This is a genomic window from Pseudoduganella namucuonensis (assembly GCF_900116645.1).
Classification (GTDB): domain Bacteria; phylum Pseudomonadota; class Gammaproteobacteria; order Burkholderiales; family Burkholderiaceae_D; genus Rugamonas; species Rugamonas namucuonensis.
Window position 1 is genome coordinate 24,639 of the sequence record NZ_FPBO01000030.1, and the last position, 20,384, is coordinate 45,022.

18 protein-coding genes are annotated in these 20,384 nt (G+C 67.0%); 13 read left to right on the forward strand and 5 right to left on the reverse strand.

What is annotated here, in order from left to right; genetic code table 11:
* The first annotated feature begins 24 nt into the window (after positions 1-24).
* The 8 genes from BM436_RS25680 to BM436_RS25715 all read left to right on the forward strand — a co-directional run bounded on the left by BM436_RS25680 (position 25) and on the right by BM436_RS25715 (position 10,696).
* Positions 25-828 (forward strand): cytochrome C assembly family protein, encoded by an 804-nt coding sequence (locus tag BM436_RS25680; protein ID WP_093558380.1) that lies wholly within the window; start codon positions 25-27, stop codon positions 826-828.
* Complete coding sequence (locus BM436_RS25685; RefSeq protein ID WP_093558381.1) at positions 825-1,172, forward strand: PP0621 family protein; 348 nt, start codon at positions 825-827, stop codon at positions 1,170-1,172. The genes BM436_RS25680 and BM436_RS25685 overlap by 4 nt, the downstream gene beginning before the upstream one ends.
* A 3-nt stretch (positions 1,173-1,175) precedes the next feature.
* Complete coding sequence (locus tag BM436_RS25690; protein ID WP_093558382.1) at positions 1,176-2,876, forward strand: sensor histidine kinase; 1,701 nt, start codon at positions 1,176-1,178, stop codon at positions 2,874-2,876.
* A gap of 10 nt (positions 2,877-2,886) precedes the next feature.
* On the forward strand, positions 2,887-4,533 hold the full coding sequence (locus tag BM436_RS25695; RefSeq protein ID WP_093558383.1) for a sigma-54-dependent transcriptional regulator: 1,647 nt from the start codon (positions 2,887-2,889) through the stop codon (positions 4,531-4,533).
* Positions 4,534-4,917: 384 nt separating this feature from the next.
* Positions 4,918-7,869: a ribonucleoside-diphosphate reductase subunit alpha gene (locus BM436_RS25700; protein WP_093558384.1), complete on the forward strand. Its 2,952-nt coding sequence runs from the start codon at positions 4,918-4,920 to the stop codon at positions 7,867-7,869.
* Positions 7,870-8,013: 144 nt separating this feature from the next.
* Positions 8,014-9,111: a ribonucleotide-diphosphate reductase subunit beta gene (locus tag BM436_RS25705; RefSeq protein ID WP_177307513.1), complete on the forward strand. Its 1,098-nt coding sequence runs from the start codon at positions 8,014-8,016 to the stop codon at positions 9,109-9,111.
* A 113-nt stretch (positions 9,112-9,224) separates the two neighbouring features.
* On the forward strand, positions 9,225-10,283 hold the full coding sequence (locus tag BM436_RS25710) for a PDDEXK nuclease domain-containing protein (protein ID WP_093558386.1): 1,059 nt from the start codon (positions 9,225-9,227) through the stop codon (positions 10,281-10,283).
* 29 nt (positions 10,284-10,312) lie between these two features.
* Positions 10,313-10,696 carry a hypothetical protein gene (locus BM436_RS25715; protein WP_143133313.1) on the forward strand — a complete coding sequence of 128 codons (384 nt, stop codon included), beginning with the start codon at positions 10,313-10,315 and terminating at the stop codon, positions 10,694-10,696.
* Here the strand turns inward: BM436_RS25715 and BM436_RS25720 are convergent.
* A complete protein-coding gene (locus BM436_RS25720; protein ID WP_093558388.1) occupies positions 10,693-11,085 on the reverse strand; it encodes a RidA family protein in 393 nt (130 codons plus the stop codon). The two genes, BM436_RS25715 and BM436_RS25720, sit on opposite strands and share 4 nt — an antisense overlap.
* 141 nt (positions 11,086-11,226) lie before the next feature.
* Here BM436_RS25720 and BM436_RS25725 point away from each other — a divergent pair, with 141 nt between their 5' ends.
* The 5 genes from BM436_RS25725 to BM436_RS25745 all read left to right on the forward strand — a co-directional run bounded on the left by BM436_RS25725 (position 11,227) and on the right by BM436_RS25745 (position 15,400).
* A complete protein-coding gene (locus BM436_RS25725) occupies positions 11,227-12,135 on the forward strand; it encodes a LysR substrate-binding domain-containing protein (RefSeq protein WP_093558389.1) in 909 nt (302 codons plus the stop codon).
* Positions 12,132-12,563, forward strand: a complete 432-nt coding sequence (locus BM436_RS25730; RefSeq protein ID WP_093558390.1) for a YeeE/YedE family protein — start codon at positions 12,132-12,134, stop codon at positions 12,561-12,563. The genes BM436_RS25725 and BM436_RS25730 overlap by 4 nt, the downstream gene beginning before the upstream one ends.
* A gap of 8 nt (positions 12,564-12,571) precedes the next feature.
* Positions 12,572-12,991, forward strand: coding sequence for a DUF6691 family protein (locus BM436_RS25735; RefSeq protein WP_093558391.1), 420 nt, complete (start codon positions 12,572-12,574; stop codon positions 12,989-12,991).
* Positions 12,992-13,722: 731 nt separating this feature from the next.
* A complete protein-coding gene (locus BM436_RS25740; protein ID WP_093558392.1) occupies positions 13,723-14,793 on the forward strand; it encodes a transcriptional regulator in 1,071 nt (356 codons plus the stop codon).
* A 94-nt stretch (positions 14,794-14,887) separates the two neighbouring features.
* Complete coding sequence (locus BM436_RS25745) at positions 14,888-15,400, forward strand: YggT family protein (RefSeq protein ID WP_093558393.1); 513 nt, start codon at positions 14,888-14,890, stop codon at positions 15,398-15,400.
* A 69-nt stretch (positions 15,401-15,469) separates the two neighbouring features.
* Here the strand turns inward: BM436_RS25745 and BM436_RS25750 are convergent, their stop codons facing one another.
* The 4 genes from BM436_RS25750 to accC are packed head-to-tail and all read right to left on the reverse strand — an operon-like array spanning position 15,470 to position 20,358.
* Positions 15,470-16,408, reverse strand: a complete 939-nt coding sequence (locus tag BM436_RS25750) for a carbohydrate kinase family protein (RefSeq protein WP_093558394.1) — start codon at positions 16,406-16,408, stop codon at positions 15,470-15,472.
* A 6-nt stretch (positions 16,409-16,414) separates the two neighbouring features.
* Entirely contained in the window at positions 16,415-18,052 is a 1,638-nt protein-coding gene (locus tag BM436_RS25755) for a DUF3426 domain-containing protein (protein WP_093558395.1), read from the reverse strand.
* A 15-nt stretch (positions 18,053-18,067) separates the two neighbouring features.
* Complete coding sequence (prmA, locus tag BM436_RS25760; protein ID WP_093558396.1) at positions 18,068-19,003, reverse strand: 50S ribosomal protein L11 methyltransferase; 936 nt, start codon at positions 19,001-19,003, stop codon at positions 18,068-18,070.
* The gene (accC, locus tag BM436_RS25765; protein WP_093558397.1) at positions 19,000-20,358 is read right to left on the reverse strand and encodes an acetyl-CoA carboxylase biotin carboxylase subunit; all 1,359 of its coding nucleotides are present in this window, start codon (positions 20,356-20,358) and stop codon (positions 19,000-19,002) included. The genes prmA and accC overlap by 4 nt, the downstream gene beginning before the upstream one ends.
* Between the last annotated feature and the right edge of the window lie 26 nt (positions 20,359-20,384).

The window sequence follows — 20,384 nt, forward strand, 5'->3', positions numbered from 1 at the left end:
GATTCTGGTTTAAACTCGACCCCCATGCAGACTTACTTTCTGATCGCAGCCACGCTGCTGTATATATTGTGCGCCGTCCTGCCGTCCCGCCTGGGGGCGGCCATCTCCGCCGCCACCGCCGCCGCCTGGCTGCTGCACGGCGCCAGCCTGTGGCTGGGCGTGCTCACGCCGGGCTTCCTGCGCATCGGCTTCGCCACCATGCTGTCGTCGGCGCTGTGGATCTCGGTGGGAGCCTACTGGCTGGAGAACCGCAACTTCTCGCTGGACGGCCTGCGCCGCATCGTCATGCCGCCGGCCGCCGCCGCCGTGGCGCTGCAGGGCCTGTTCCCCGGCGCGCTGCTGGCGCTGGACGACAGCTCGGCCACCCTGGGCTGGCACGTGGCCATCGCCACGCTGGCCTACAGCACGCTCACCATCGCCGCCTTCCACGCGGTGCTGATGGCGCTGCAGGAGTCGCGCCTGCACACGCGCGGCGAGGGCGCGTCCTTCTTCTCGGCCGCGCTGGACCAGCTGCCGGCGCTGCTGACGATGGAAAAACTGCTGTTCCGCCTGATCGCCTTCGGTTTCGCGCTGCTCAGCCTGACCGTGCTGTCGGGGATCGTTTTTTCCGAGCAATTGTTCGGCAAGGCGCTGAAGTGGGACCACAAATCCGTCTTCACGCTGTTGTCGTGGCTGCTGTTCGCGGCCTTGCTGGCCGGCCGCCATTTCCGCGGCTGGCGCGGCAAGACCGCGCTCAGCTTCACGCTGGCCGGTTTCGCCACCTTGCTGCTGGCCTATGTCGGCAGCCGTTTCGTGCTGGAAGTGGTCCTGCACCGGGGTATCGCATGAGTCGTATTCTGTTCTGGCTGGCGCTGGCCTTCCTGGTCGTCGCCGCCATCCGCACCAAGCTGCGCCAGGCCAAGCGCCAGCAGCAAATGAGGGACGACCCGCGCGAGGCGGCCCGGGTCGAGGCCGAGCGCGCGGCCGCCGCGCGCGCCGAGGCCATGCGCGACGCGGCCGATCGCGGCCCGTCGATGCGTGCCGGCGCCCGCGCCGCCGTCGACCAGGCCGGGCCGGCCGAGACCATGCTGTGCTGCGCCCACTGCGGCGTGTATTTCCCCGCCTCGGAGAACGTGGCGGTGGACGGCCGCGACTTCTGCAGCCAGGCGCACGCCCCGCTGCCGGCGCGCTGAGCGGTGGTCGCGCGCCTGCACGCACTGACGGCCGAGTCGCGCGAGACCTTCTGGCGCTCGCTGCAGACCCTGAACGGCACGCGGGTGGTGATCGCCGTCGTGCTGCTGGTCTATCTGAGCTTCGACGCGCGCGGCCTGCGCGTCAGCGGCCAGTTCATCTACGCCGAGGTGTGCCTGGTGTACCTGCTGCTGGCGGCGGTGTTCGCGCTGCTGACGGTGTACGCGCGCCGGCGCTTCCTGCTGCAGCTGCTGGCGCAGATCGCCTGCGACCTGGCCATCATCTCGCTGCTGTACCTGGCCGCCGGCGGCGTGCGCAGCGGCCTGGCCATTCTGTACCTGTTCCCGCTGGCCGGCATGGCCATCCTGGCGCCGCTGCTGCTGGCGCTGTTCTCGGCCTCGCTGGTGGCGCTGTTCATGCTGGGCGAGAGCGCCTGGCAGATCGTCACCGACGGCGACACCACCATGCTGCTGGCCGGCCTGTCCGGCGCGGCCTTCCTGGCGGTGGTGGTGGTGGTCAACCGCATGGCGGCCAAGCTGATCGGCCAGGAGGAGCTGGCGGTGCGCCGCGGCGTGGAGATCGGCGTGCAGCAGGCGGTGAACCGGCTGGTGATGTCGCACATGAGCGACGGCATCGTGGTGCTGGGCGTGGACGGCCAGGTCCTGGCCGGCAACCCGGCCGCGCAGCAGATGCTGGGACTGGTGGGCCAGGACTTGAACTTCCGCCTGGCCAGCGCGCCGGCGCTCGAGCCGCTGGCCCAGGCCTTCGACGAGTGGCACGCCGACGCCACCCAGCACACCGCCTTCGTCACCATCAAGCCCTATATGGACCCGGCGCTGCAGGGCGTGACGGCGGCGTGGAGCGCGCGGCGCGACCTGGCGGCGCACCTGAAGGCGCGCTTCGCCGCCGTCGACACCTCGGGCCTGGGCGTGGAGCGCAGCGTGATCTTCCTGCAGGACGTGACCGGCATCGAGAACCAGGCGCAGGAACTGAAGCTGGCCTCGATGGGCCGGCTCACGGCCAGCATCGCGCACGAGGTGCGCAACCCGCTGTCGGCGATCGGCCACGCCACCTCCCTGCTGAGCGAGGACCTGGCCACGCCGGTGCAGCAGCGGCTGCTGCGTATCGTCGGCGACAACGTGGCGCGCGTGAACCGCATGGTCGAGGACATCCTGCAGCTGTCGCGCAAGGTGCAGCCGCACAGCGAGCCGCTGGCGCTGGACGGCTTCCTGGCCGAGCTGGTGGCCGAGTTCGAGGAGACCCACGCGCTGGCGCCCGAGGTGGTGCGCCTGGGCGGCGCGGCCAGGGTCATGGTGCGCTTCGACGCGCTGCACCTGCGCGAGGTGGTGCTGAACCTGCTCAACAACGCGGTGCGCTACGCCAGCGGCGCGGCCGGCAGCATCCGCCTGTTCGTGGTGCACGACCGCGTGCGCCGGGTGGAGCTGCACGTGCAGGACGACGGCCCCGGCATCTCGTCCGAGGTGCGCTCGCACCTGTTCGAGCCGTTCTACACCACCTCCAGCAAGGGCACCGGCCTGGGACTGTATCTGGCGCGCGAATTGTGCTTGAATAACGAGGCCATGCTGGACTACGAGTACCGCTTCGACTCCGACGCGCAGCCCGACGGCAGCCGCAAGTCCAGCGGCCGCTTCGTGATCACCTTCGCCCGCGCCGCCGCCAAGCCGGGCCCGCAACCATCCATATAGAGAGACCGACATGAACGCTCCCCGCGGTTGCCCGCGCGTGCTGGTGGTCGACGACGAGGCCGACCTGCGCGAGCTGCTGGAAATCACGCTGCTCAAGATGGGGCTGGACGTGGACGGCGCCGAGAACCTGGCGCAGGCGCGCGCGCTGTTGGCGCGCGCCGAGGGCCTCGGCGGCTACGCGCTGGTGCTGACCGACATGCGCCTGCCGGACGGCCTGGGGCTGGAACTGGTGCGGGAGGTGTCGGCCGCCTTCCGCAACACGCCGATCGCGGTGGTGACGGCCTACGGCAGCACCGACAACGCGGTGGTGGCGCTGAAGGCGGGCGCGTTCGACTACATCAGCAAGCCGGTGGCGCTGGACCAGCTGCGGCTGATGGTGCAGTCGGCGCTGCGCCTGAACGCGCCGGCCGCCGACGCGCCCGGCGCCGGCGAGGGCAGCCGGCTGAAGGGCGAGTCGGCCGTGATCCAGGCGCTGCGCGCGCAGATCGGCCGGCTGGCGCGCTCGATGGCGCCGATCGCCATCACCGGCGAGTCGGGCAGCGGCAAGGAGCTGGCGGCGCGCGAGATCCACGCGCAGTCGTCGCGGGCCGGCAAGCCCTTCATCGCGGTCAACTGCGGCGCCATCCCCGAGGCGCTGATGGAGGCCGAGTTCTTCGGCTACAAGAAGGGCGCCTTCACCGGCGCCAGCGACGAGCGGGACGGCTTCTTCCACGCCGCCAACGGCGGCACGCTGATGCTGGACGAGGTGGCGGACCTGCCGCTGGCCATGCAGGTGAAGCTGCTGCGCGCGATCCAGGAGCGGCGCGTGCGCAAGATCGGCGCCACGGCCGAGGAGCCGGTGGACGTGCGCCTCATCAGCGCCACCCACAAGCACCTGGAGCGGCTGGTCGAGCAGGGGCTGTTCCGGCAGGACCTGTTCTATCGCCTGAACGTGATCGAGCTGGCGCTGCCGCCGCTGCGCGACCGGCTCGACGACCTGGGCGTGCTGACCGACGCCATCCTGGAGCGGCTGGGCACCTTCGACCAGAAGGTCAGGCTGGGGCCGGGCGTGCTGGAGGCGCTGCGCGGCTATTCCTTCCCCGGCAATGTGCGCGAGCTGGAGAACATCCTGGAGCGGGCGCTGGCCTTCGCCAACGACGGCGTGATCGAGGTGCGGGACTTGGCGCTGAAGGGCGCGCGCCTGGCCGAGGCGCCGCCCGGCTACCTGCCGCCGCCGCACGAGCCGGATCCGGCGGGGCGGGGCGCGGCTCCGGCCTGGGCCAGCGCGCCGGAGGCCGCCGCCGCCGCGATCGCCGGGCGGCACGCGGCCGTCCATGCGCCGGCCGGCCAGCCGGCGGCGCCGGCGTTCGGCGCGCACCAGGCGTTCGGCGTGCACCAGGCGTTCGGCGTGCCGCCGGTGGCGCCGTCCGCGCCGCCCCCCGCGGCGCCCCCGGTGCCGGAGGAGGCGCCGCCGCGCGCCATGCCCCCGCTGCCCCTGCTGGACGTGCTGCCCAGCAACCTGCCCGAATACCTGGCGGCGGTCGAGCGCGAGATCATCCAGCGCGCGCTGGCGCAGACCCAGTACAACCGCACCCAGGCCGCCAGCCTGCTGGGCATCAGCTTCCGCCAGTTGCGCTATCAGATGCAGAAACTCAACATCCAGGAACCGGACGGCTGACGCGCCGCGCCGATCCGCCGGCTTGGACTATAATGCTGACCCGTCCCGGCCCGGGCGGCGGGAAACACGGCGTGAGCGCTTGCTATCCCGCTACGCCCCGGCGCGTATGGCGTCCCCAAAAGTCAACAGAAAAATCGTCCGTTTCGGTCAATTTCCCTCTTGTCTACCTTGGGGATGGTCACTACAATTAGTGCCAACTTTTGTACTCCTTACTAGATGTAGTGCAAAAGCTTGCCATAACTTCAAAGCTGCTTTTCGGCAATGAATGAACTTTATTCGCAATAATCGCTGTACAGCCAGCTGAAGCACGGGTTGGCCGTTTCATATTGTCTTTTTAAAACAAATACGCCGCGCTCGCGCAACGGCGGTTCCTCGGGAGCTTAAATGCAATCAACTCAAGACATCACCACGAACCAGGCACCGCATGTGCCGACGTCGACGGGCGCCGCCAGCGGCCTGGCCACGACCGCGAGCGCACTGGGCGATTACCGCATCATCCGCCGCAACGGCGCCGTGGTCGCGTTCGAACCGTCCAAGATCGCCGTCGCCATGACCAAGGCCTTCCTGGCGACCCACGGCGGCCAGAGCGCGGCTTCCGCGCGCGTGCGTGAGATCGTCGAGGAGTTGACCAACAACGTGGTGTCGGCCCTGGTGCGCCGCCAGCCATCGGGCGGCACCTTCCATATCGAGGACGTGCAGGACCAGGTGGAACTGGCGCTGATGCGCTCCGGCGAGCACGACGTGGCGCGCGCCTACGTGCTGTACCGCGCCAAGCACATGGAGGAGCGCCGCGCCAAGAACGCGGCGCAAAGCGCTGCGACCGGCGGCGCGGGTTCTATTGAGCCCGAACTGAGCGTGACCGAGAACGGCGTGCGCCGTCCGCTGGTGATGCAGGAGGTGCGCGACCTGATCAACGCCGCCTGCTCCGGCCTGGAAAAGCACGTCGACGCCGACGCCATCCTGGCCGAGACCGTGAAGAATCTGTACGACGGCGTGCCGGTCGAGGAACTGCACAAGTCCGCCATCCTGGCCGCCCGCGCGCTGATGGAAAAGGACCCGGCCTACTCGCAGGTGACGGCCCGCATCCTGCTGCACACCATCCGCAAGGAGGTGTTCGGCCACGAGGTGGCGCAGGCCAAGGCCGCCGCCGAGTACGTGACCTATTTCCCGCAATACATCGCCAAGGGCATCGAGGCCGAGCTGCTGGACCCCAAGCTGGCCGAGTTCGACCTGGCCAAGCTGGCCAAGGCCCTGGTGGCCGACCGCGACCTGCAGTTCGGCTACATCGGCCTGCAGACCCTGTACGACCGCTACTTCCTGCACGTGCGCGAAGTGCGCATCGAAATGCCGCAGGCCTTCTACATGCGCGTGGCCATGGGCCTGTCGCTGAACGAGGCGAACCGCGAGGCGCGCGCCATCGAGTTCTACAACCTGCTGTCGACCTTCGACTTCATGTCGTCGACCCCGACCCTGTTCAATTCCGGCACCCTGCGTTCGCAGCTGTCGTCGTGCTACCTGACCACCGTGTCGGACGACCTGGAGGGCATCTACGACGCCATCAAGGAAAACGCGCTGCTGGCCAAGTTCGCCGGCGGCCTGGGCAACGACTGGACCCCGGTGCGCGCGCTGGGCGCCCACATCAAGGGCACCAACGGCAAATCGCAGGGCGTGGTGCCGTTCCTGAAAGTGGTCAACGACACCGCCGTGGCGGTCAACCAGGGCGGCAAGCGCAAGGGCGCGGTGTGCGCCTACCTGGAAACCTGGCACATGGACATCGAGGAATTCCTCGACCTGCGCAAGAACACCGGCGACGACCGCCGCCGCACCCACGACATGAACACCGCGAACTGGATTCCCGACCTGTTCATGAAGCGCGTGATGGAAAAGGGCGACTGGACGCTGTTCTCGCCGTCCGAGACGCCGGACCTGCACGATAAAGTGGGCAAGGCGTTCGAGCTGGCCTACACCGGCTACGAGGCGCGCGCCGCCGCCGGCGACATCCGCGTGTTCAAGAAGATCGCCGCGCTGGACCTGTGGCGCAAGATGCTGTCCATGCTGTTCGAAACCGGCCACCCGTGGATCACCTTCAAGGACCCGTGCAACATCCGCTCGCCGCAGTCGCACGTGGGCGTGGTGCACTCGTCCAACCTGTGCACCGAGATCACGCTGAACACCGGTCCGGACGAGATCGCCGTCTGCAACCTGGGCTCCGTTAACCTGCCGGCCCACATGAAAGAGGGCAAGCTGGACCACGTGAAGCTGCAGAAGACCATCCGCACCGCGATGCGCATGCTCGACAACGTGATCGACATCAACTACTACGCCGTCGACAAGGCCCGCAACGCCAACATGCGCCACCGTCCGGTCGGCCTGGGCGTGATGGGCTTCCAGGACTGCCTGCACATGATGCGCGTGCCGTTCTCGTCGGACGCCTGCGTGTCCTTCGCCGACACCTCGATGGAGGCGGTGTGCTACTACGCCTACCTGGCCTCGACCGAGCTGGCCGAGGAGCGCGGCCATTATGAATCGTACAAGGGTTCGCTGTGGGACCGCGGCATCCTGCCGCAGGACTCGATCGCGCTGCTGGCCGAGGAGCGCGGCGGCTACCTGGAGCAGGACCGTTCGGAATCGATGGACTGGTCCGTGGTGCGCAACCGCATCAAGCAGTTCGGCATGCGCAACTCGAACTGCGTGGCGATCGCCCCGACCGCGACGATCTCGAACATCATCGGCGTGTCGGCCTGCATCGAGCCGACGTTCCAGAACCTGTACGTGAAGTCCAACCTGTCCGGCGAGTTCACCGAGATCAACTCCTACCTGGTGCGCGACCTGAAGGCGCGCAACCTGTGGGACGAGGTCATGATCGCCGACCTGAAATACTTCGACGGCTCGCTGACCAAGATCGACCGCGTGCCGCAGGACCTGCGCGACATCTACGCCACCGCGTTCGAGGTGTCGCCGACCTGGCTGGTGGAAGCCGCCTCGCGCCGCCAGAAGTGGATCGACCAGGCGCAGTCGCTGAACATCTACATGGCCGGCGCCTCGGGCAAGAAGCTGGACGAGACCTACAAGCTGGCCTGGCTGCGCGGCCTGAAGACCACCTACTACCTGCGCACCATCGCCGCCACGCACATGGAGAAATCCACCTCCAAGACCGGCGCGCTGAACGCGGTGGCCGTGGACGGCGGCATGTCCGCCAGCGCGATCGCCGCCGCCGCCTCGGCCGCGCCGGCCGTGTCGGCAGCTCCAGCCGCCGCGCCGGCGGTGGAGGACGGCGCCGCCTGCTACCTGCGTCCGGGCGACGACGGTTTCGAGGAATGCGAAGCCTGCCAGTGATGGCGAGGTAAAGGCCACACGGCGGATCGCGCGCGGGTGAGTCCACCCGGCCGATCCGCCAAGCCGGCGCCCGAGGGCGCGAGAATTCAACGGGACCGCGCCACGTGCGCGGTTCGGCTACTATATTAGAAGAGGAAAACCATCATGCTATCCTGGGACGAAGAAACCGCGCCAGCCGCGCCCATCCACGCGCTGAACGCCGAAGGCACCGCCGAGCAGATCGCCCGCCGCGTGAACGCCGACGACAAGCGCGTCATCAACGGCCAGACCGACGTCAACCAGCTGGTGCCGTTCAAATACAAATGGGCCTGGGACAAATACCTGGCCGGCTGCGCCAACCACTGGATGCCGCAGGAAGTGAACATGCAGCGCGACATCGAGCTGTGGAAGAACCCGAACGGCCTGTCCGAGGACGAGCGCCGCCTGGTGAAACGCAACCTGGGCTTCTTCGTCACCGCCGACTCCCTGGCCGCCAACAACATCGTGCTGGGCACCTACCGCCACATCACGGCGCCGGAATGCCGCCAGTACCTGCTGCGCCAGGCGTTCGAGGAGGCGATCCACACCCACGCCTACCAGTACATCGTCGAATCGCTGGGCCTGGACGAGCAGGAGATCTTCAACGCCTACAACGAGGTCAAGTCGATCCGCGACAAGGACGAGTTCCTGATTCCGTTCATCAACACGCTGACCGACCCGGCCTTCACCACCGGCACCGTGGAAAACGACCAGAAGCTGCTGAAATCGCTGATCGTGTTCGCCTGCCTGATGGAGGGCCTGTTCTTCTACGTCGGCTTCACCCAGATCCTGGCGCTGGGCCGCCAGAACAAGATGATGGGCGCCGCCGAGCAATACCAGTACATCCTGCGCGACGAATCGATGCATTGCAATTTCGGCATCGACCTGATCAACACGATCAAGATGGAAAACCCGCAGCTGTGGACGCCGGCCTTCAAGGAAGAGATCAAGGGCCTGTTCATGAAGGCCGTGGAGCTGGAATACGCCTACGCCGAGGACACCATGCCGCGCGGCGTGCTGGGCCTGAACGCGGCCATGTTCAAGGGCTACCTGCGCTTCATCGCCAACCGCCGCGCCACCCAGATCGGCCTGGAAACGCTGTTCGACCAGCCCGAGAATCCATTCCCATGGATGAGCGAGATGATCGACCTGAAGAAGGAGCGCAACTTCTTCGAGACGCGCGTGACCGAATACCAGACCGGCGGCGCGCTGAACTGGGATTAAGTTCCAGCCTTGGATTTGCATCTGGAAGCCCCGCACATGCGGGGCTTCTTGGTTTTCAGAGGTGTTTTTTCTACTGTATGCTAGATTCAATACGTCTCGTTCAAGGTGAATGCATGACAGAGAGAAATCTGGTTTCCGCTAACGCTCTAGCGTCGCTGCATGCTGAGCTGCGAAGCTTGATTGCCGCCAGTCGTCAGCGCTTGGCGGGAGCCGTCAATGCGGAGCTCACGTGCCTGTACTGGGCAGTGGGGCGGCGCTTGGTTACCGAAGTGCTGGGCGGCGACCGTGCGCAATATGGCACGCAACTAATGGATCGGTTGGGTGAACAGCTGGCCCAGGAGTTTGGCCGTGGTTTTGAAACCAAAAACCTGCGTCGTATGGTGCAGTTTGCCCAAGGGTTTGCGGAGTCCGAGATTGTCGTGACGCTGTCACGACAATTAAGCTGGAGCCATATCGTGGCGTTGTTGCCTTTGAAGGTGCACGAGGCTAGACGGTATTACGCAGAGCAAGCCGCGCTGGAGCAATGGAGTGTGCGCGAACTGCGTGTTCAGATCGAGCGCAAAGCCTACGAGCGCCGAGTGATTGCCAGTGTACAGGCGCCAGAATTAACCACCTCGATGCCGGCCGGGAGTGGTCCGGCCCTGGTGTTCAAGGATCCCTATTTCCTGGACTTCCTGGGCTTGAACCAAGGTCATGATGAGGCCGACCTCGAATCGGCTATCCTCCGCCAGTTGGAGGCATTCATTCTGGAACTGGGCCGTGGTTTTGCCTTTGTCGAACGTCAGAAGCGGATGGTGATCGATGGTGAGGATTTCTACCTCGACCTTCTATTTTTCCATCGCCGCCTGCGTCGGCTAGTGGCTATCGAACTCAAGCTCGGCCGCTTCAAAGCCTCCCACAAGGGCCAGATGGAGCTGTATTTGAAATGGCTGGACAAGCACGAACGCCAGCCTGGGGAGGAGGTCCCCATAGGCTTGATCCTGTGCGCGGAGTCCAGCCGTGAACAAGTGGAGTTGCTGCAAATGCATAAAGACGGGATCACCGTGGCGGAATACTGGACGGAACTTCCACCCAAGGATGAACTGGAGCGCAAGCTGCATGCCGCGCTCACGGAGGCGCGCGAGAGCTTGGCCCGACGAGGAGTGCTGTTGGCTGTAAGTGAGGATGACTAAACTGCCACGAGTCCGGCAGCCGCGTGAGGATGCACCATGATGCTCGCTGTCACTACGCCGAAGTGAATGGCGAGGACTTGCTCTACCTGGGCCGGCCGGTGTCGCCCAGGCAATTCACCCTCATGGTCGCCGGCCCCGGCCGCAACGCCTGGCGCGAGCTTTGGGTGCGTCTGAACGGCGAAAAGAACTGGGTGCGGGCGTCCAAACTGCGGAGCGACCTGGAACAGCGCGCGACGCCCGCGTCGCCGGCCGAGGTGATGGCCGTCGCCGCGAGAGGCATGAGCGCGGCCTTGCACACCACCTTGGCCCTGATGGAGCACGCCAGCCACGAGGCGGCGAAGATACCCGAGCGCCGCCTGCCCAAGCATCGGCGGCTCGAAGACTACATGATCGACGACTGCAAGGCCGATTAGCCGCCGGCCACCGCCGCGATGGCCTCGATCTCTATCATCGCGTCCGGCGAGTACAGCGCCGAGACCTCGACGATGGTGTCGGCCGGGTAGGGCGGGGCGAACCAGCGGCGGCGCAGTTCGACGATCTTGCCGAAGTTCGCCATCGAGGTCAGGAAGATCGTCACCTTGACCACGTGCCGCAAGCTGGACCCGCCCGCCTCCAGCGCGCGCCGCAGATTGCTGAAGGCCTGCTCGGCCTGCGCGTCGAAATCGTCCGCGCCGACGATGGCGCCGTCATCCCCCACGCCGGCCTGGCCGGACACATACACCAGCCCTCCCGCGCGTATGGCCTGCGACAGCAGGTAGGGCGCGTACGGGTCCGGCCGCGTATGGACTTGTTCGATTTTCATGGCTGCTCCTTGCGATAGTTGAGATAGAATCAACCGAACATCCCTGCGTTCGGTCGCCTGCACCCATTATGGAAAAGCGCTGAAACGCCGGCAAATGATCGTTTCTCACCATATAGATGAGAAAAACTAATCCATGACGCCATGAGGAAATTGCCAGCGCTCGGTGCCCTGCGCGTGTTCGAAGCGGCCGCGCGCCGCCTGAGCTTCAAGGACGCGGCCGAGGAATTGAGCGTCACGCCCACCGCCGTCAGCCACCAGATCAAGCATCTGGAGCAGGCCATCGGCGTCCCCTTGTTCGAGCGCACGCCGCGCAAGGTCGCGCTCACCGCCGCCGGCCGCCTGCTGTTCCCGACCCTGCGCGACGGCTTCGACGGCTTCGAGCGCGCCATCGAACAGGTGCGGCGCGCGCAGGGATCGCAGGTGGCCACCTTGTCGTCCACGGTGGCCTTCATGGCGCGCCGCCTCGCCACCCGCGCCGGCTCGTTCCGGGACGCGTACCCGGACTGGACGCTGCGCCTGGACGCGTCCAACAAGCTGGTCGACCTGGACTCCGACGCGGACGCGGCGATTCGTTATGGCAATGGCCGCTATCCCGGCCTGCTGGTCGAGCACTTGTTCCAGGACCGCTTCGCGCCCGTGTGCAGCCCGCGCCTGAACATCCGTACGCCGCGCGACCTGCGCAAGGCGACGCTGATCCATTTCGAATGGGGCGAGGGCGCGCGCGACGACGAGCGCGCCGTCGTGTGGCGGCAGTGGCTGGACGGCGCCGGCGTGCAGGGCGTGGACGCGGACGCGGGCCTGGCCTTCACGGAAGAGCTGCACGCGGTGCAGGCCACCATCGCCGGGCAGGGCATCGGTCTGCTCAGCCTGACGCTGGTGGCGGAGGAGCTGGCCGCCGGGGTGCTGGTGCGCCCGTTCGAGCTGTCGCTGGAGAGCTTCCATTACGACCTGGTGTGCAGTCCGCGCGCGGCGGCGCGGCCGGCGGCTATGATATTGAGAGAGTGGGTGGCGCGCCAGTTCGGCGGCGCACAAAACGAGGAGCTGGCATGAGCATCGATTGGACTGGTTTCACACCACTGGCCGCGGCGGCGGGCGGCGTGTTGATCGGGAGCGCGGCGGCGATGATGCTGCTGCTGAATGGACGCGTCGCCGGCGTCAGCGGCATCGTCGCCGGCGTGCTCGCGCCGCGCAAGGGCGACACGGGTTGGCGCGTGGCCTTCGTGCTCGGCCTCGTCGCGTCGCCGCTGCTGTATAGCGTGTTCGTGGCCTTGCCGCCGGCGCGGATCGACGCAGGCTATGGCGCGCTGATCGCGGCCGGCCTGCTGGTGGGCGTGGGCACGCGCTACGGCGCGGGATGCACCAGCGGCCACGGCGTGTGCGGCGTGTCGCGCTTGTCGCCCCGCTCGGTGGTGGCGACGCTGGTGTTCATGGCGGCGGGCTTCGCCACCGTCCATGTGCTGCGTCACCTGATCGGATGAGGCGCGCCATGCTGATCGTGACCGCCTTGCTGGCCGGCCTCGTGTTCGGCTTCGGCCTGATCGTCTCCGGCATGGCCAACCCCGCCAAGGTGCTCGGCTTCCTCGACCTGGCCGGCGCGTGGGACCCGTCGCTGATGTTCGTGATGGTGGGCGCGATCGCCGTCGCGTCGTGCGCCTTTCTCGTCGCGCGGCGGCGCACGGTGTCGCTGCTGGGCGCCGACATCGCGATACCGTCGCGGCGCGATATCGACCGCCGCCTCGTGCTCGGCAGCGTGGCGTTCGGCGTGGGCTGGGGACTCGCCGGCTATTGCCCGGGACCCGCGCTGGTGTCCTTGGGGACCGGCGAGATCAAGGCCATCGTGTTCGTGATCGCCATGCTCGCGGGCATGGCGATCCACGCGTTGATCGAGCGTCGCGGGGCCGCTTAGGCAATCGATTTTTTTCGCGCCTCGATGCCTCGTCGCGCGCGCAAGCGCGCCTTTTCGCGCGCGTGTTTTGAGCGCGGACACACGCCGCTCGCGCATGCTTGAAGAGCGCGTCGCGCGCCGCGCGTGAACGCCTTCATCGATCATCGCGCGCGCGCTTGACGACGCGCGACACGTCTATTTGACGCGCGAATGTGCGATAGGGAGCTTATCGTGTAAAAAACAGTGTGAAAAGCTATCGTGCTGGTTGCGCATTAACAAGGTTTTCGTGTACTTTACGAATTTGAATTTGCGTGAATTTTCACGCGCGGTTTTTGAAGCTGCGCGAGCCCGCAAAACGATGAACAAAATGGGATACAGACACGCACAAGTATGCACAAGACCACACCGTTTTCATTAAGCCGCCTCGCCTGAAACTTGCTCAGGTCGGGCGGTTTTTTCTTTGAAAAAGAAAACCGTGATGTGGCTGCGATGTGGAGATCGGCGCTGAGCGCACGCCCGTGACGACACATGCATCGAACAAGATTTAGATAGCCGCCGCGTGCCTGTGAGTGCCGCGTCGGTATCGATGGCTGAAGTGCTGCAGACGTGAGGAGTTGCAGCAGTTCAGCTGGTGCCGAATTCATTAGCGCAAACCGTCGTTTGTGCCGATGAATAATTCGCCTGGCCCATGGGGGCCGGACGGGTTTAAATCTTGTGCGTAATTCTCATCTCTAGATGAAGGAGAGACCAAAATGGCTACAGCAAAAAAAGAAGTGAAGAAACCGGTGGCAGCGAAAGCTGCCGCTCCAGCAGCGGCGAAGAAAGCCGCCGCCAAACCAGCGGCCAAAGCGGCTGCGAAACCAGCGGCAAAGCCCGCGGCGAAAGCGGCGGCTAAACCTGCGGCCAAGCCTGCGGCGAAGAAAGCGGCGGCCAAGCCTGCGGCGAAAGCGGCGGCAAAGCCAGCGGCCAAACCGGCAGCGAAGAAAGCAGCAGCCAAACCGGCGGCTAAACCGGCAGCGAAGAAAGCAGCCGCCAAGCCAGCGGCTAAACCGGCGGCGAAGAAGGGCTCGACTGACAAGCCGAGCGCCAAGCCAGCGGCTAAACCGGCAGCGAAGAAAGCCGCCGCCAAGCCAGCGGCCAAACCGGCGGCCAAGAAAGCCGCCGCCAAGCCAGCGGCTAAACCGGCGGCCAAGAAAGCCGCCGCAAAGCCAGCGGCCAAACCGGCAGCCAAGAAAGCCGCCGCCAAGCCAGCAGCTAAACCGGCAGCCAAGAAGGCCGCCGCCAAGCCAGCGGCCAAACCGGCAGCGAAGAAGCCCGCCGCCAAGCCAGCAGCTAAACCAGCAGCCAAGAAAGCCGCCGCCAAGCCTGCGGCCAAGCCAGCAGCTAAATCAGCCGCCAAACCAGCGGCCAAACCAGCGGCCAAGCCAGCGGCCAAGAAAGCCGCCGCCAAACCGGCAGCCAAGCCAGCGGCTAAACCGGCCGCCAAGCCGGCCGCCAAGAAAGCCGCCGCCAAGCCAGCAGCGACCGTAGCCGCCACCCCGGCAGCCGCGCCAGCCGCCAAACCCGCAGCGAAGCCTGCAGCAAAAAAAGCCGCGGCTAAACCGGCTGCAGCACCGGCCGCCGCACCAGCACCAGTAACCGCTGCCGCACCAGAAGCAACCGCCCAACCGGCGGAGAAGAAAGCCGCGCCGAAGAAAGCCGCCGCTCCCAAGAAGGAAGCAGCTGCCAAACCGGCCGCCGTCCCAGCACCAGCTCCAGCCGCCAAAACCGTGCTGACGCCCGCTGCCGCATGGCCTTTCCCAACCAGCACCCGTCCTTCCTGAGCTTGAGCCCAGGAGCCTTACGGGGCGAGGCCGCTGTGTGAGACAATCGCACAGCGGTTTTTTTTATGGAGGGACCTTTGTGCTAAGTATCGTCATGCTGATTGTAGACACCATCGCCGGTTTGCTCGGGGCGGTGCTGTTGCTGCGCTTCTGGATGCAAGCCATCCGCGTCCGTCCGCCATCGTCGGTGGCCCAATTCACGTTTCAATTGTCAGACTGGCTGGTGCGACCGCTGCGCCGCCTGGTCCCCGGTGTGGGCGGCTACGACTGGGCCAGCCTGATCGGGGCTTTCCTCATCGTCTTCCTGGCCACGTCGGTGCTGTTCATCGCCGGCCTGTCGCTGCAGACCGTGCTGCTGATGGCGCTGCACCGCTTCCTTCAATGGGTGCTGTACGGCTTCATGGCCATGCTGGTGATCGAGGCGATCTTCAGCTGGGTCAACCCGCACGCGCCGCTGGCGCCCTTCATCCGCGCGCTCAACGAGCCGCTGCTGCGTCCCCTGCGCAAGGTGGTGCCGCTGGTCGGCAACCTGGACCTGTCGCTGCTGGTGGCGCTGATCCTGCTGCAGATCGCGCAACTGGTGCTGACGATGCTGTTCAAGGGTTAGCGGCCAGGGACACGAGACACGCATGAAAAAAGGGCAGCCGAGGCTGCCCTTGTTTTTGGCGCGCGCCGCTTAGTAGCGGTAGCCGAAGGCCGCCTCGAAGCGGTCGCCGATTTCCTCCTTGGTCAGCGCGTGGTTCTGGCCGCCCTTGTGGGCGATCTTGATCGCGCCCAGCAGGCTGGCCAGGCGGCCGGTGGTTTCCCAGCCCAGGTCGTGCGTGATGCCGTACAGCAGGCCGGCGCGGTAGGCGTCGCCGCAGCCGGTCGGGTCCAGCACCGCCTCGGCCTTCACGGCCGGGATGTCGATGCGCTTGCCGCCCGTGTGGATCTCCGAACCCTGCTCGCCGCGCGTGACGATCAGCGCCTCCACGCGGCCCGCGATCTGCTCCAGCGACAGGCCGGTGCGCTGCACCAGCAGTTCGATCTCGTAGTCGTTGCAGGTCACGTAGGTGGCCTTGTCGATGAAGCCAGTCAGCTGCTCGCCGTTGAACATCGGCAGCTGCTGGCCCGGGTCGAACATGAACGGGATCTCCAGCGCGGCCAGGTCCTCGGCGTGCTTGAGCATGCCCAAGTGGCCGTCCGGCGAGATGATGGCCACGCGCGCGGGACCGGCGTTGGCCACCGGGTTCTCGTGCGCGAACGACATCGCGCCCGGGTGGAAGGCGTTGATCTGGTTGTTCTCGCTGTCGGCGGTGACGAAGCACTGCGCCGTGTAGGCGTCGCCCTTGACCAGGATGTTGGCGGTCGAGATGCCCAGCTTCTGCAGGCGCGCCAGATAGGGGCCGCTGTCCTGGCCCATCACGCCGACGATGCGGCCCTCGCCGCCCAGCAGCTTCAGGTTGTAGGCGATGTTGCCGGAGCAGCCGCCGAATTCGGTGCGCATGGTCGGCACCAGGAACGAGACGTTCACTTTGTGGAGCTGGTCCGCCAGCAGCGTGTCGGAGAAGCGGCCTTCGTGCGTCATGATGAAGTCGATGGCGAGCGAGCCGCAAATCAGGGAGGTCTGGTTCATAGTTTCTTAAGGGTAGAAAACAGCGATGTGATAGCCCGATGCTTTGACCTGGGCCAGTTCGAAGTACAGTTTGACCGATTGTTCGGAGCGGGGCAAGAAGCCTTGCTCCACCTCGGCCCGCGACGACAAATATTCGCGCGGCGCGAACACGCGGCGCAACACCGGCTTGTCGGCGCCGTCGTTGAGGATCAGTTCTATGTGCGGCCAGGCCTGCGCGCTGGCCGACTGGTTGCGCAGCGAGGTGGCGAAGCTGAACACGTTGTCGGCCATGGTCTGCAGCTCGCCCTGTTCGATGCTGAGCGCGTCGATCTGCGACGGCAGCTCGACCTTGCAGCCGGCCAGCGCGCAGGCCGACACCAGCGCCGGCTTGAGCGCCGGCACGGCGGCGGCCAGCGGGTTGCGGAAGGTGCCCACCACCTGCGCCGCGATGCCGGCCAGCAGCAGCGGGATGGCGCAGATCATCAGCACGCGGCCGGTCTTGCCGAAGCGCTCGCGCCGCCGGCTGCGCTTGACGAAGCCCGGTTCCTCGGGCGCGCCCGCGGAGACCGGCGTGGCGGCGGCGGTGGGATCGGCGGCGGCCGGCGCGTCGTCGGCGGCGTCCCGGCCGAGGTCCGCGCCGTCCGTGTCCGCGCCGTCCAGTGCGGCGGCCAGCGCCGTGCCGCCGGAGAGCGTGACCACGTGGGCGTCGTCCTCGTCTTCCTCGTCGTCATGGATGGCGGGCGGGCGGGCGTCGCCGTCGTCCTCCGCGTCTCGTCTCTCATCGCGCTGTTCATCGCGCAGATGCGGATAGGCGTCCAGCTCGAAGCTGTCGTGCAGCGCCACGGCGGTCAGGTGCTCGTCGGGGATGTCCAGCGTCGGTTCCACGCGGCCGTCGTAGGCGGGGACGGGGGAGGCGTCGAACGCGGCGTCCATGTCGCGCGTGGCCTCGGTGCTGGCGTCGGTGTCGGCGCCGGCGTTGGCGTGGTCGGCGTGGTCGGCTTCGGCGGGGGCGCTCGGGTGCGTTGGCGCGTATGGCCACGCGCTATGGGCGCCCTCGGGCTCGGGAAGCGCCGCGTCGCCGTCCGGCTCCACGTCGAGCTCCAGGACGTCCTCCAGGGGCTCCGGCACGGTCTCGCGCTCCTCGCCGATGGATAGCGCGTCCTCCGGCTCTGGCTCAACGTCCAGGTCCAGGTCGAAGACTTCCTCCTCCGGCGCGGCGGCCACGGGCTCGGGCAGGTCGAGCCGCGGTTCCGGCTCGGGCATGGAGTTTGTCGCCGGCTCGGGCGTCGGCTCGAGCCCGGACCGGGACTCCGACCGGGACTCGGACGCGGGCGCCGGCTCGGCCCCGGAGGCCGGCTCCGGCTCGAACCCGGGCGCGGCCACGGCCATCGGGCCGGCTTCCGGCTCGCCATGCTCCTCCGCCGCGTGGATCGTATCCAGCGTCGAGATCAGGGCGTCGAGTTCTGGGGAGGTGGCGGGCGTCGGGGACGCCGCCGGGATGTCGATGATGACGGGCTGCTTGGGCGTGGGATCGACCAGCGCGGCGTTGCCGTCGAAGACCTCATTGCAGGCGCCGCAGCGCACTATGCCCCCGCGCAGCTTGAGCTGGTCGTGCGCGACGCGAAATATCGTGTTGCAGTGGGGGCATTTGGTGGCGAGCGCCATCGTTGCTGGCTGTGCTTAGCGCGCCGGCGGAACGGTATCGGCGCCCAGCACGCCGTGCAGCGCGACCCAGCCGTCGTGCTCGGCCCAGACGCCCAGCTTGATGAACGGCGCGTAGGCGGCCGCCACCTCCTCGGCCTGGCGCGCCAGCACGCCGGACAGGATCAGCGCGCCGCCGTCGGCCACGCGGCCGGACAGCATCGGCGCCATCAACTTCAATGGGCTGGACAGGATGTTGGCCACCACCACGTCGAAGCGCGCGTTGGCGTGCGCCGACTGCGCGAAGGCGTCCGGCAGGAAGTACTCGATCTCGCCGACCTTGTTGCGCTCGGCGTTGTCGCGCGCCGACTCGATCGCCTGCGGATCGATGTCCACGCCGGCCACCGCGCCCGCGCCCAGCTTGCGGGCCACCATGGCCAGGATGCCGGAGCCGCAGCCGTAATCGAGCACGGTCTTGCCCGGCGCCGGGTGCGCCTCCAGCCACTCCATGCACAGCCGGGTGGTGGGGTGCGAACCGGTGCCGAAGGCCAGGCCGGGGTCCAGTTCCAGGATCAGCGCGCCGGGGTCCGGCGCCTCGTGCCAGCTCGGCACCACCCAGATGTTCGTGCCGATGTGGATGGGATCGAACTGCGACTGCGTCAGGCGCACCCAGTCCTGCTCCTCCACGCCGCGCAGCGCGTACTTCGGCGCCTCGGCCAGGCCGACCGACGCGGCCGCGTCGGCCACGATGGCGGCCTGGTCGGCGTCCTCCGCCGTCAGCGCCACCACGCGCGAATGGTCCCACGCCGCCTCTTCCGGCTCCATACCCGGCTCGCCGAACAGGGGCTTCTCGGCGTCGGTGCCCTCGTCGGCGTCCTCCACCGAGACCGACAGCGCGCCCGCCTCCATCAGCGCGTCCGACAGCGCCTCGGCGTGGTCGCGCGCGACCTCGATGACGATCTCGACGTAGTTCATGCGCCCGCCTTGGGCATCGCCGCCAGTTTCTGTTCCAGGTAATGGATGTTGGTGCCGCCCTCGATGAAGCGGGCGTCGACCATCAGCTCGCGGTGCAGCGGGATGTTGGTCTGGATGCCCTCGACCACCATTTCCGACAGCGCGATCTGCATGCGGCGGATGGCCTGCTCGCGGGTCGCGCCGTAGGTGATGACCTTGCCGATCATCGAATCGTAGTGCGGCGGCACATAGTAGCCCGCGTACGAGTGCGAGTCCACCCGCACGCCGGGGCCGCCCGGCGCGTGCCAGGAGGTGATGCGTCCCGGCGACGGCGTGAACTTGAACGGGTCCTCGGCGTTGATGCGGCACTCGATGGCGTGGCCGGCCAGCATCACGTCGCGCTGGCGGAAGCGCAGCTTCTCGCCGGCGGCGATGCGGATCTGCTCCTGCACGATGTCGATGCCGGTGATCATCTCCGTCACCGGATGCTCCACCTGCACGCGGGTGTTCATCTCGATGAAATAGAACTCGCCGTTCTCGTACAGGAACTCGAAGGTGCCGGCGCCGCGGTAGCCGATCTTGCGGCAAGCCTCGGCGCAGCGGTCGCCGATCTTCTCGATCAGCTTGCGCGGAATGCCCGGCGCCGGCGCCTCCTCGATGACCTTCTGGTGGCGGCGCTGCATCGAGCAGTCGCGCTCGCCCAGCCAGACCGCGTTCTTGTGCTCGTCGGCCAGGATCTGGATCTCCACGTGGCGCGGATTCTCCAGGTATTTCTCCATGTAGACTTCCGGATTGCCGAAGGCCGCGCCGGCCTCCGCCTTGGTCATGGCCACCGCGTTGATCAGCGCCGCCTCGGTGTGCACCACGCGCATGCCGCGTCCGCCGCCGCCGCCGGCTGCCTTGATGATGACCGGATAGCCGATCTTGCGCGCCATCTGCACGATCGCCTTCGGGTCCTCCGGCAGCGCGCCCTCGGAACCGGGCACGCAGGGCACGCCGGCGCGTATCATGGCCTGCTTGGCCGACACCTTGTCGCCCATCAGGCGGATCGACTCGGCGCGCGGGCCGATGAACACGAAGCCCGACTTCTCGACGCGCTCGGCGAAGTTGGCGTTCTCCGACAGGAAGCCGTAGCCGGGGTGGATCGCTTCCGCGTCCGTCACCTCGGCCGCGCTGATGATGGCCGGCATGTTCAGGTAGCTCAGCGTGGAAGCGGCCGGGCCGATGCAGACCGATTCGTCGGCCAGCTTCACGTATTTGGCGTCCTTGTCCGCTTCGGAGTGGACCACCACCGTCTTGATGCCCATTTCACGGCACGCGCGCTGGATGCGCAGCGCGATTTCACCGCGATTGGCAATGAGGATTTTTTCAAACATGGCAGGTTTGTGTGTTTGTGCGGAGC

Bases quoted from the DNA above. Each gene is read 5' to 3' on its own strand.
- BM436_RS25745 (WP_093558393.1), top strand. From the start codon at position 14,888: ATGCTGATTGTAGACACCATCGCCGGTTTGCTCGGGGCGGTGCTGTTG.
- BM436_RS25735 (WP_093558391.1), top strand. From the start codon at position 12,572: ATGCTGATCGTGACCGCCTTGCTGGCCGGCCTCGTGTTCGGCTTCGGC.
- BM436_RS25720 (WP_093558388.1), bottom strand. From the start codon at position 11,085: ATGAAAATCGAACAAGTCCATACGCGGCCGGACCCGTACGCGCCCTAC.
- BM436_RS25710 (WP_093558386.1), top strand. From the start codon at position 9,225: ATGACAGAGAGAAATCTGGTTTCCGCTAACGCTCTAGCGTCGCTGCAT.
- accC (WP_093558397.1), bottom strand. From the start codon at position 20,358: ATGTTTGAAAAAATCCTCATTGCCAATCGCGGTGAAATCGCGCTGCGC.
- prmA (WP_093558396.1), bottom strand. From the start codon at position 19,003: ATGAACTACGTCGAGATCGTCATCGAGGTCGCGCGCGACCACGCCGAG.
- BM436_RS25730 (WP_093558390.1), top strand. From the start codon at position 12,132: ATGAGCATCGATTGGACTGGTTTCACACCACTGGCCGCGGCGGCGGGC.
- BM436_RS25695 (WP_093558383.1), top strand. From the start codon at position 2,887: ATGAACGCTCCCCGCGGTTGCCCGCGCGTGCTGGTGGTCGACGACGAG.
- BM436_RS25680 (WP_093558380.1), top strand. From the start codon at position 25: ATGCAGACTTACTTTCTGATCGCAGCCACGCTGCTGTATATATTGTGC.
- BM436_RS25715 (WP_143133313.1), top strand. From the start codon at position 10,313: ATGCACCATGATGCTCGCTGTCACTACGCCGAAGTGAATGGCGAGGAC.
- BM436_RS25705 (WP_177307513.1), top strand. From the start codon at position 8,014: ATGCTATCCTGGGACGAAGAAACCGCGCCAGCCGCGCCCATCCACGCG.
- BM436_RS25725 (WP_093558389.1), top strand. From the start codon at position 11,227: ATGAGGAAATTGCCAGCGCTCGGTGCCCTGCGCGTGTTCGAAGCGGCC.
- BM436_RS25750 (WP_093558394.1), bottom strand. From the start codon at position 16,408: ATGAACCAGACCTCCCTGATTTGCGGCTCGCTCGCCATCGACTTCATC.
- BM436_RS25700 (WP_093558384.1), top strand. From the start codon at position 4,918: ATGCAATCAACTCAAGACATCACCACGAACCAGGCACCGCATGTGCCG.
- BM436_RS25740 (WP_093558392.1), top strand. From the start codon at position 13,723: ATGGCTACAGCAAAAAAAGAAGTGAAGAAACCGGTGGCAGCGAAAGCT.
- BM436_RS25755 (WP_093558395.1), bottom strand. From the start codon at position 18,052: ATGGCGCTCGCCACCAAATGCCCCCACTGCAACACGATATTTCGCGTC.
- BM436_RS25685 (WP_093558381.1), top strand. From the start codon at position 825: ATGAGTCGTATTCTGTTCTGGCTGGCGCTGGCCTTCCTGGTCGTCGCC.